This window comes from Candidatus Protofrankia californiensis (assembly GCF_900634765.1).
GTDB classification, from domain to species: domain Bacteria; phylum Actinomycetota; class Actinomycetes; order Frankiales; family Frankiaceae; genus Protofrankia; species Protofrankia californiensis.
Window position 1 is genome coordinate 1 of record NZ_CAAAFT010000077.1, and the last position, 9,353, is coordinate 9,353.

Here is a 9,353-nt window from a genome sequence, read left to right on the forward strand (position 1 = left end):
CTGGACATCGCCGGCACCGCCAGGTCCGACGGTGACGAGGGCGAGGTCAGCAAGGGTGGGACGGGCTGGGGTGTGCGTACCCTCCTGACCTGGCTGGCGTCCTGATCCGTCCCGTCCACCCGGGCGGTGCGAGAGGAACATGATCGCGCCGTCCGGGTGGCCAGCTCGGCCATCCGACCTGTCGTCGCAGGTCGCAGGCTCATATGCGTCGTAGGGCCACGTGCGGAGCGGAAGAACGGTTCTAAGGGGAAGAACGGGTTCTAGCCGACCGGTGAGGACTTGGCGACCACGGCTACCAGGAGACCGTTCCCCGTGGTCAGGAGCATGGGTGTCAGGCGACTGTCGTCGCGGACGGCGGTGGCCAGCTCCCGGGCCGCGATGGCCTCGGCATCTCGAGCGTCGGGGTCGGCCACCCGTCCGCCCGCGAGCACGTCGGCGAAGACCACGATCCCGCCCGCCCGTAGCAGGCGGAGGGCCTGGTTGAGGTAATCGGTGGCCTCGCGCCGGTCCGCGTCGCAGAAGACCAGGTCATAGGCACCGTCGGTGAGCCTGGGCAGGACGTCCAGGGCGCGCCCGGTGATCAGCCGGCTGCGGTTGGGCGCCATTCCCGCATCCGCGTACGTGCGGCGGGCAAGCCGCAGATGCTCCGCTTCGACGTCGATGGTGGTCAGGGTCCCGTCCGGACGCATCCCGCGTAGCAGCCACGTGCCGGACACGCCGGTACCTGTCCCGATTTCGACAACTGTGCGCGCCGCCACCGAGGCGGCGAGGAAGCGCAGGATGGAGCCGGCGCCCGGGGCGACCGGGACGATACCGACCTCCTCGGCGCGTGCCCGGGCAGCCCGCAGGGGAGGGTCTTCCAGCAGGAAGCCCTCCGTGTATGCGGCGGTCGGATCGACGGCCCCGGTGACTGTGTCGGGCATGACATAGGCAGCCTACGGGAACGCCGGGTGCTGATGGTGCGTTCGTCTTGTCAGCGCACCTCGTGTCGGGGATGGATCGAGGGGAGATCAGCCGGTGTCCGCTGCGGGTTTTGCCGCGCCATGGCCGGCGCGTCGGGTACGTTCGTCGCGAACCGATCGAGAGGCGGCCGTGAACGGACAGGACGCGCGCCTGGCCACGTTCACGCCTGGCCGGTCGGTCCCGTCGCGTCCAGCGTCGGACGGGGATGTCACCGGGCCCGTTGCGGCCGATGCCGCGGGTGCCGATCCGGCCGCGTGGGTGCCGCCCACGTGGGAAGAGGTCGTACGAGACCACGGTAACAGGGTGTATCGGCTTGCCTACCGTCTCACGGGCAACGCTCACGATGCCGAAGACCTCACCCAGGACGTCTTCGTACGTGTGTTCCGGTCGTTGGCGGATTACACGCCCGGTACCTTCGAAGGCTGGCTCCATCGGATCACCACGAACCTCTTCCTGGACAGGATGCGGCGTCAGCAGAAGATCCGTTTCGACGCGCTGCCGGACGACCCCGAGCGTCTGGCCGGCCGTGAGGCAAGCCCGGAGGTCGTCTACGCGGAGTCGCACCTCGACGCCGACATTGAGGGTGCACTTGCCGCGCTCCCGCCGGATTTCCGGGCTGCGGTCGTCCTCTGCGACATCGAACAACTGTCCTACGAGGAGATCGCGCAGACTCTGGGGGTGAAGCTCGGGACGGTCCGCAGCCGGATCTCCAGGGGACGCGCGATGCTGCGGCAGGCTCTCGCCGACCGGGCGCCACGTTCCTCGGCCGTGGTCGAGGAACCGGCGCTGCTGGCCGCGGCCAGCGACCCGACCGACAATGCGACCGCTCCGACGGTGCCGGCCGAACCGGAAGCCGCACATGCGTCCGACACCCGCGCTCCGGTGGATGACGGTGCCCGCCGGTCGCATCGATCGCACCGGATCGGTCGCCGGACGGTGGCCCCGAGTGCACAGCCGACCGCGGCGAATGTGGGTGGTGGAACGTCCACGCCGGAGCGGCAGGCGTGAGCGGACACCACCTTGGTGAGCGGATCGCTCCGTTGGTCGACGGGCAACTCGACCACGACGACCGGGACCGCGCCTTGGCGCACCTCGCTTGCTGCCCTTCCTGTCAGTGGGAGGTAGCCGAGTTGCGCCGTCTCAAGGCGCGGTTGGCGGCGCTCGGCGGCCCGGTACTGCCGGGTTGTGTGGCGGACCGGCTGCTGCGGATGGCGGCGGTCGCCATCCCCGCCCGATTCGCCGCGGACACTCGGTTTGCCCCGGACAACGGCCGGGCGCATCCAGTCGGTCCTGCGGTCCCAGTCGGTCCGGTGGTTCCGGCTGGCTACTCGATCGTGCAACTGCCCGCCGATTCCCCTGGAACGTTCCGTTCTGATCATTCTCACTGCCGGGGAGGCGCCCGTACCCCTGGCTCAACGCGGTCAACGCTGCAGGTACGTGTGTCCACCGGGCGGGTGATGTTCACGGTCGGTCTGGTCGGTCCGGTCGCCACGAGCAAGTCCTCGAAGCTGTCGAGAATCTTGAAGAAGGACGGACGGAAGACGGTCAGGCGGTCGATCCGACCACGGGTGGCGCTGCGCGTGACCACGCCTGCCGCTGGTGGCCGGCGCCCGCCGTCCGGACCGGCGGACCCGCGCGCACGCGGAGCACGCCGCCCCAGCAGGACCAGACGCACTCTGGTGGGTTCGGCAGCCGTGCTCTTTTTCGCTGTCGCGGGAGCCGCGTTCGGGGAGACACGGGCTCCCAGCGGGCTTCCAGGGCCGTCGACCCATCCCGTGGTGGCACCGGTGGTGCGGCCGAGCCTTGTCTCCGAAGTCAGGGTCAGTCGCCTTCTGCCGGTGATGGCCGTGGTGTCCGTCCCGACCGGCGTGCGACGCTAGGCAACCGCGCTGAACAACAGCTGTCCGGGCTCGGGTGCCCCCGCATCCTGGCCGGCCCGTACGTTCGGGGTAGTCACCCGCTCGGTGGGCGCGGACCGATGGCGAACCAATCAATCCCTATCCGCATGGGGAAAGCCCACCGTCCGTCAGTCGATCCGGTGAGGTGCCGATCCGTGAGATCCGGCCCTTTCGGATGCTGCGGACCCCTCGGATACACGGCCCGTCGTGTTGCTGTCCGGGATCCGCGCCGCAGGCCGTACGGTGGTAGGCGCGTGATCGGTGCGCTATGGTCATCCGCCTGCGAGTGTCACGGCGGTTGACGGTGTCTCGGCTCGTCTCCGAACACGCTCTGGAGCCTGTCTTCTGGATATCGGTGACCATGCCGGGGTTTCTGCCGCGTCGCGAAGCGACCTGGCAGGCCCGGATCCAGGCGACGGTCCGGAAGGTAGGCCCCAGCAGCGGTCGGGAGGCAAAGCGGCCATGAGTAGTGGCAGTGAGAATGTGACCGTTCCCTCTCGGTCCGGACCTGCTGACGGACATCGGCCGCAGGCGGGATCCGCCTCGAGCGCGTCCGCGGGTACAGGGCCGGCCGGACCGAACCAGGACCCGTCGGGTCCAGGCCTTATCGCCGAGGCGCCACAGGAAGACGCGCAACGTGGTGCAAACAGGTTCGGCGGTAGCGGGCCGTCCGACCCGCCGACCAATCCGTGGTGGACCCGTCCGGCTCCGGCTCCGGCTCCGGCCCCGATGCCGACCGGTGCGCGGAAGCCGCTCGGTGCCCAGTTGTGGGGTGCCGCTGTGAACACTGGCATCAGCGCCGATGCCGTGAATGTCGATGTCGCTGGTGCCGGCGCTGCCGACATCAGCGCCGGGACGGGCAGCCGCACCACGGCCGCCTTTGTTTCGGCCGATGTCGGGTATCCGGATGACTCCGTACCGGCGAAGTCCCGCCGCAGTCCACTGGTACCGGCGGCGGCGATGCTGCTCGCGGGACTGCTCGGTGGAGTGACCGGAGGCATGATCGGCGCCCACAACACGTACAACAACGACTACAGTCGGACGGCGCCAGCCGTGCCCGCGCGGTCTGGCGTAGTGAGCAGCGACATATCAGCCCCGGTCGAACGGACCATGTCCGTTTCCGCCATCGCCGCGCGAGTTCTGCCATCCGTGGTCACGATCAGCGTGGCCACCCCGGCCTCGACCGCAACCGGTTCTGGTCTGATCATCAGATCGGACGGCTACATCCTGACCAACAACCATGTGGTGGCCAACGCCGCCGCGGGCGCGCGCGTCTCGGTGACCTTGTATCAGGAGCTGCAGCAGATCTCGGCGAAGATCGTTGGACGTGATCCCAAGACCGATCTCGCCGTCATCCGGATCCAGACGGCCGGCCCGCTACCCGCGGCAACGCTGGGACGTTCCGGATCTCTCGTGGTCGGTGCGCCCCTGGTGGCCATCGGCGCGCCGCTCGGACTGGCCGGGACCGTGACCACGGGTATCGTCAGCGCGCTGGACCGAAACCCGACCGTGCCGGCGGAATCCGGCGGGGAGTCGCTCCTCATCGGCGCGATCCAGACCGACGCCGCCATCAACCCGGGCAACTCGGGCGGTCCGCTGCTGGACGGGCGCGGCCAGGTTATCGGGATCAACACCGCGATCGCCACCGTTCCCGGTGGTTACGGTGACCGTGGCGCGTCCGGGAACATCGGAGTCGGCTTCGCCATCCCGATCGACTATGCGAAGTCGGTGGCCGAAGAGATCATCCAGACCGGTCGGGCCACCCATCCGCATATCGGGGTGTCCGCGGTGACGATTACTCCGGACGGTGCCTCGGCGGCCGGAACCTCTCCCGGTGCCATGGTCCGCGGCGTGGAGGCAGGGGGGTCTGCGGCGCTGGCCGGGCTGCGTCCCGGTGACATCATCACCAAGGTCAACAACTTCGCCGTCGGAAGCATCAACGATCTGATCGCGGCAACCCGGGTGCACCGGGTCGGCGAACGGATCACTGTGACGTTCGAGCGGGATCGCAGGGTGCAGGCTGTCGAGGTGACCCTGCAGGAGCAGCGCGACTGACCACGCGGCCGGGTAGGAGCCGGGTATCGGCAAGCGCGTTCCGCTGATCGCAGTGGCGGGGTAGTGTGAGGTCGTGTTCAGCGGCGTCGGATGGGGCGAGATCGCGGTCCTGATGGTGATCGGTCTTTTCGTGTTCGGTCCGGAGCGGTTGCCCAAGGTTGCTCGTGACGCGGGTCGGATGTTGCGTCAGATCCGCCAGGCTGCCACGGGGATGCGCGAGGAGTTGCGCTCCGAACTCGGTCCGGAGCTTGCCGACCTCGACCTGCGAACTCTGCACCCCAAGACGTTCGTTCGCAAACACCTGTTCGAAGACGACGATCCGTTGCTTCCGCCGTATCTGTCCAAGCGGACGTCCTTCGACAAGATGCTCTTCGACGACGACTCCGACGTGCTGCCTGGAGCGGCGGATCCGCCCCGCCCCCGGCTTTCCTATGACTCCGGCTCCTATGAGGATGCCGGCATCCAGATGAAGCCTGCCCTGTCGCTCACCAAGTCGTCGTCTCTGAGCAAAACGTCCCCGACCAAGCCATCCCTGACCAAGTCGCCGTCGTCGGTCGGCTCTGCCTCTCTGACGAAGGCCACTTCCAGGGGTCGGTCGAGCTTGGATGCCTCCTCCGCGGCCGGCGGCAGCACCGGGGCCGGCGAGACGTCGGCGGCACCGTTCGACACCGACGCGACCTGAGCCCACCAACGCGACCGACCTGCGCGACCGGCCTGAAGGTGATCTGAGCAAGGCAGCCCGCGCGGGAGCCCGCTCCGCAGGGAAGGCTCAGCCCCGGGCAGCGGCCGCCGGTCGGTCAGCGCCCCCGGGTCGGGGTGAGACCGAGAGAACGACCGGCCAGCCCACGAGACCGGGATGACAGCCGCTCGGCCACCCCCCGAAGGATCTTGCCGGCTTCGGAGTCCGGATCGGAGATCGCCAGCGGGACACCGTTATCCCCGCCTTCCCTCAGCCGGACGTCGATCGGCACCTGCGCGAGCAGGGGCACATCGTGCCCGAGGACACGGCTGAGGCGTTCGGCCACGGCCGTGCCACCGCCGGAGCCGAAGACGTCCACACGTCCGTCACAGTGCGGGCAGGGCAGCCACGCCATGTTCTCGACCACTCCGACAACGTTCTGCCGGGTCTGGACCGCCACGGTTCCAGCCCGCTCCGCGACCTCGGTCGCGGCAAGCTGGGGGGTGGTGACCACGAGGAGCTCGGAGGACGGTACGAGCTGCGCCAACGAGATCGCGATGTCACCGGTGCCCGGGGGCAGGTCGAGCAGCAGGACGTCGAGATCGCCCCAGAACACGTCCGAGAGGAACTGCTCCAGCGCCCGATGCAGCATCGGACCACGCCACGTGACAGGCTGGTTTCCTCGGGTGAACATGCCGGTGGAGATGACCTTGACGCCATATGCCTGTGGGGGCATGATCATCTTTTCGACCTGGGTGGGCAGGCGGTCCACACCCAGCATCCGGGGGATCGAGTGCCCGTAGATGTCGGCGTCGAGGACACCGACCGACAGCCCGGACCGGGCCATCGACGCGGCCAGGTTGACCGTCACCGACGACTTGCCGACGCCGCCTTTGCCGCTTGCCACCCCGTACACCCGGGTCAGCGAGCCGGGCTGCGCGAACGGGATCGCACGGGTAGCGGTTCCACCGCGCAGCTTCGTGTGCAGGGCGGCGCGCTGCTCAGCCGTCATGACGTCGAGGCGGACCCGCGCCCCCCGCACGCCCGGTACCGCGGTGACCGCTCGCTCGACCCGACTGACGATCTCTTCACGCATCGGACAGCCGGAGACCGTGAGCAGTACCACGACTTCCACGGTGTCGTCGTCGGTGACGCGTACCGACTCGACCATGTCCAGTTCGGTGATGGGACGCCCGATCTCAGGGTCGAGCACGGTAGCAAGAGCTGCCTGGATCGCGTCCGCGCTAGGCCGGGAAGCAGACAAGAGAACCTCGACCAGTCGCTGTGGTGGTGCGTGCGGCTCCTGCCAGCACGCCTGCACACCTACCATAGCCGCCGGTCCAGCCTGGGACGCGTCCGACAAGGTCGGAATACGGTCGCTTCCGGTGCGGAAGAGACGATCCCGCAGTGGCTGGCTGTCAACGGCATGCCAACCGGTACACGGCCCGGCCGGCCCGCCCACCGGTTACCGGAGGCACCAGTTCGTCTGTCAACCCGTCGCGTCCGGCCAAACTGTCGATCATCTGACATCCTTGGCGAGCCCGAGCCCGCTCCCGCACAGGCGACGTACTCTGATCCACGTGACGGTGGACGAGCGAACGGCGGAGCAGGAACCGCTGGTTGACCCGCGATCGATGCGGGCGTGGCGCCAGTTCCTGCGAGCCCATTCGTACGTTACCCGCAAGCTGGAGAGCGACCTCGAAACCGAGCATCGTCTGCCATTGGCCTCCTATGACGTGCTGGTGCAGCTTTCCGAGACGCCGGAGGGCGCGCTACGGATGAACGAGCTCGCGGAGGCGGTGCTGCTGTCGCGCAGCGGGCTGACCCGGCTGGTCGACCGGTTGGAACGCGACGGTCTGGTCGAGCGCCGCTCGTGCCCGTCGGACGCCCGAGGGACGCTGGCCACTCTCACCTCGGAAGGCCGTAAACGGCTGCGGGCCGCGTCCCGGACTCATCTCGCCGGGGTATCCAAGCACGTAACCAGCCATTTCAGCCCCGACGAGCTGGACAAACTCGCCGACCTGCTGAGCAGGCTCGATCGCCGTGCGCCTGCGCCGCAGCCGCCGGGCGGTGGGTGCGGCCAGGGCGCCTAGGTTCAGCCCCCTGGGGCCTCCGAGCGCGCGAGAAAAGTATGATCACGCTGCCTTTGGCCACCTGAAGGCCCGTTGACCTGGGCCTCCGGCAGCGCGACAGAAGCATGATCGCGCTGTCTTTGGTCATCTAAGGATCCTGTTCGGTGACCGGGCCGGTCACCGGTTCGGCGCCGCGGCTCGCGGCGACCAGCGCATCCAACGCCCGTTCGGCTGTCGTCTCCGCGCCGAGCGGCTGGGGTTTGCTCGCCCCGTGAAAGTCACTCGCGCCGGTGGTGATCAGATCCAGGTCCGCGGCGAGCCGTCGCAGCTGGGCACGCGCGTCCGGAGTGTGGTCGGGATGATCCACCTCCAGGCCGCCCAGGCCTTCCCGAGCCATCTCCGCGATCACGTCCGGGCCGATGGTTTTACCCCGTCTGCTCGCGAACGCATGCGCCAGGACGCTGACCCCGCCGGCGTCGCGTACGAGACGGATCGCCTCGGTCACGTCCGGTTCGTCCTTGCCCACCCAGTAGCGGCCTCCGGCGCCGATCCAGGCGGGCGTGAACGCGTCCTGGACGGTGCCCACCAGACCGGCCTCGACAAGCGCCTCGGCCACGTGTGGGCGTCCGACCACGCCGTCCGCCAGGGCACGAACCCGTTCCCAGTCCACCGGATGGCCGTCGGCGGCCAGTTTCTCCACCATGCGCTGGGCGCGAGTGATCCGTTCGCTGCGCAGCCGGGCACGGACCGCGGCGAACACCGGCTCGGTCGGGTCGAACAGGTAGGCGAGCAGGTGCAGGCTCACCCAGCGGTCGTGGCCAACCCGTACCCGGCAGGAGATCTCCGCCCCTGGCAGCAGGGTGAGCCCGGACGGCAGCGCGGCCGCGGCCTCGGCCACGCCCGAGGTGGTGTCATGGTCGGTGAGCGCAATGACGGCCAGGCCCGACGCGGCGGCAAGGCGGACAACGTCGGCGGGACGAAGCAGACCGTCCGACGCCGTCGAATGGGTGTGCAGATCGATTGCATCCGCCGGGATCGCCGGGTGCGCGTTCAGCCCGCCCTCCTTCCCGTCATACAAGTCACAGGCCATGCCCGAGAGCAGGCCCACACGGAAGACACCGGCTTTCCACCTGGCAGGCCATCCACGATATCTGTTCGACGCCCCACAGTATTCGCCCACGGTTTTCCCGGATCACTTTCGTGTGCGGCCGGTCGTCGCTAACGTCCCGGTACTGTGACGATCGGCCCCGTGACGACGACGGGCGTTGTGGCTCCTGAGATGCTCTGGGCGGGACGTTGTGGACAGGACTTCTGTGGGCAGGGACGCCGTGGGTGCCGACTCCATGGGTAGCGGCTCGGGCAGTGCGGGTAGTGGCCCGGGCAGGCGGGAGTGGGCGAGCCTGGCGTCCAGGCGAGGTTTTCTTGCGGGTGGGGCTGTTCTGCTGGTTGCCGCGGGTTGCTCGGGCGGCGGGTCGTCCGGCAGCACGCCGGCTCCGCGCCCGACCGTGCGCCCGAGCCTGCGGCCGGCCACCCCGATTCCCGGTGTCGGCGACGACGTGTTCTCCCTCGGGGTGGCCAGCGGTGATCCGCTGCCCGACGGGGTGATCCTGTGGACGCGGCTGGTGGCGGCGCCCTCCGGGGGCACGCTGCTTCCCGACCGCGACATCCCGGTCGACTGGCAGGTCG

At 69.0% G+C, this 9,353-nt stretch carries 9 protein-coding genes; 6 read left to right on the forward strand and 3 right to left on the reverse strand.

What is annotated here, in order from left to right; genetic code table 11:
• Window positions 1-260: 260 nt before the first annotated feature.
• The gene (locus DD1DGNOD_RS04820; RefSeq protein ID WP_131765422.1) at window positions 261-923 is read right to left on the reverse strand and encodes an O-methyltransferase; all 663 of its coding nucleotides are present in this window, start codon (window positions 921-923) and stop codon (window positions 261-263) included.
• Between the two features lie 169 nt (window positions 924-1,092).
• Here DD1DGNOD_RS04820 and sigE point away from each other — a divergent pair, with 169 nt between their 5' ends.
• From sigE to tatB, 4 genes are all read left to right on the forward strand, one after another.
• A complete protein-coding gene (sigE, locus tag DD1DGNOD_RS04825; RefSeq protein ID WP_131765423.1) occupies window positions 1,093-1,971 on the forward strand; it encodes an RNA polymerase sigma factor SigE in 879 nt (292 codons plus the stop codon).
• On the forward strand, window positions 1,968-2,843 hold the full coding sequence (locus DD1DGNOD_RS04830; RefSeq protein WP_131765424.1) for an anti-sigma factor family protein: 876 nt from the start codon (window positions 1,968-1,970) through the stop codon (window positions 2,841-2,843). Before sigE ends, DD1DGNOD_RS04830 begins: the two co-directional genes overlap by 4 nt.
• A 798-nt stretch (window positions 2,844-3,641) precedes the next feature.
• Entirely contained in the window at window positions 3,642-4,916 is a 1,275-nt protein-coding gene (locus DD1DGNOD_RS04835; RefSeq protein WP_241251236.1) for a S1C family serine protease, read from the forward strand.
• 73 nt (window positions 4,917-4,989) lie between these two features.
• Entirely contained in the window at window positions 4,990-5,598 is a 609-nt protein-coding gene (tatB, locus tag DD1DGNOD_RS04840; protein ID WP_131765425.1) for a Sec-independent protein translocase protein TatB, read from the forward strand.
• Between the two features lie 115 nt (window positions 5,599-5,713).
• On the opposite strand, the gene DD1DGNOD_RS04845 is transcribed toward tatB, so the two are convergent.
• On the reverse strand, window positions 5,714-6,859 hold the full coding sequence (locus DD1DGNOD_RS04845) for an Mrp/NBP35 family ATP-binding protein (protein ID WP_131765426.1): 1,146 nt from the start codon (window positions 6,857-6,859) through the stop codon (window positions 5,714-5,716).
• A 370-nt stretch (window positions 6,860-7,229) separates the two neighbouring features.
• On the opposite strand from DD1DGNOD_RS04845, the gene DD1DGNOD_RS04850 reads away from it, so the two are divergent.
• The gene (locus DD1DGNOD_RS04850; protein ID WP_206442953.1) at window positions 7,230-7,688 is read left to right on the forward strand and encodes a MarR family winged helix-turn-helix transcriptional regulator; all 459 of its coding nucleotides are present in this window, start codon (window positions 7,230-7,232) and stop codon (window positions 7,686-7,688) included.
• A gap of 127 nt (window positions 7,689-7,815) precedes the next feature.
• Here DD1DGNOD_RS04850 and DD1DGNOD_RS04855 read toward each other — a convergent pair whose 3' ends face one another.
• A complete protein-coding gene (locus DD1DGNOD_RS04855) occupies window positions 7,816-8,775 on the reverse strand; it encodes a PHP domain-containing protein (protein ID WP_241255467.1) in 960 nt (319 codons plus the stop codon).
• A gap of 235 nt (window positions 8,776-9,010) precedes the next feature.
• On the opposite strand from DD1DGNOD_RS04855, the gene DD1DGNOD_RS28785 reads away from it, so the two are divergent.
• Window positions 9,011-9,353: PhoD-like phosphatase N-terminal domain-containing protein (locus DD1DGNOD_RS28785; RefSeq protein WP_241255469.1), on the forward strand; the 343-nt coding region annotated here is incomplete at its 3' end.